Here is a 1,061-nt window from a genome sequence, read left to right on the forward strand (position 1 = left end):
AGAAAGCCACGGCTAACTACGTGCCAGCAGCCGCGGTAATACGTAGGTGGCAAGCGTTGTCCGGATTTATTGGGCGTAAAGCGAGCGCAGGCGGTGATGTAAGTCTGATGTGAAAGCCCCCGGCTCAACCGGGGAGGGTCATTGGAAACTGGATCACTTGAGTGCAGAAGAGGAGAGTGGAATTCCATGTGTAGCGGTGAAATGCGTAGATATATGGAGGAACACCAGTGGCGAAGGCGGCTCTCTGGTCTGTGACTGACGCTGAGGCTCGAAAGCGTGGGTAGCAAACAGGATTAGATACCCTGGTAGTCCACGCCGTAAACGATGAGTGCTAAGTGTTGGAGGGTTTCCGCCCTTCAGTGCTGCAGTTAACGCATTAAGCACTCCGCCTGGGGAGTACGACCGCAAGGTTGAAACTCAAAGGAATTGACGGGGGCCCGCACAAGCGGTGGAGCATGTGGTTTAATTCGAAGCAACGCGAAGAACCTTACCAGGTCTTGACATCCTTTGACCGCGTCCGAGAGGACGTTTCCCCTTCGGGGGCAAAGTGACAGGTGGTGCATGGTTGTCGTCAGCTCGTGTCGTGAGATGTTGGGTTAAGTCCCGTAACGAGCGCAACCCTTATTGTTAGTTGCCAGCATTGAGTTGGGCACTCTAGCAAGACTGCCGGTGACAAACCGGAGGAAGGCGGGGATGACGTCAAATCATCATGCCCCTTATGACCTGGGCTACACACGTGCTACAATGGGAAGTACAACGAGCGCGCCAAGCCGCAAGGCCGAGCGAATCTCTGAAAGCTTCTCTCAGTTCGGATTGCAGGCTGCAACTCGCCTGCATGAAGCCGGAATCGCTAGTAATCGCGGATCAGCATGCCGCGGTGAATCCGTTCCCGGGCCTTGTACACACCGCCCGTCACACCACGAGAGTTTGTAACACCCAAAGTCGGTGCGGCAACCCTTCGGGGAGCCAGCCGCCTAAGGTGGGATGAATGATTGGGGTGAAGTCGTAACAAGGTAGCCGTATCGGAAGGTGCGGCTGGATCACCTCCTTTCTAAGGAAAA

1 rRNA gene is annotated in these 1,061 nt (G+C 55.2%); it reads left to right on the forward strand.

Annotated elements, in window-relative coordinates:
- A 16S ribosomal RNA gene (locus TS1_RS12165) occupies window positions 1-1,051 on the forward strand; the annotation flags it as partial.
- Window positions 1,052-1,061 lie beyond the last annotated feature (10 nt).

It is taken from the genome of Tetragenococcus solitarius NBRC 100494, assembly GCF_001544195.1.
Lineage (GTDB): Bacteria > Bacillota > Bacilli > Lactobacillales > Enterococcaceae > Tetragenococcus > Tetragenococcus solitarius.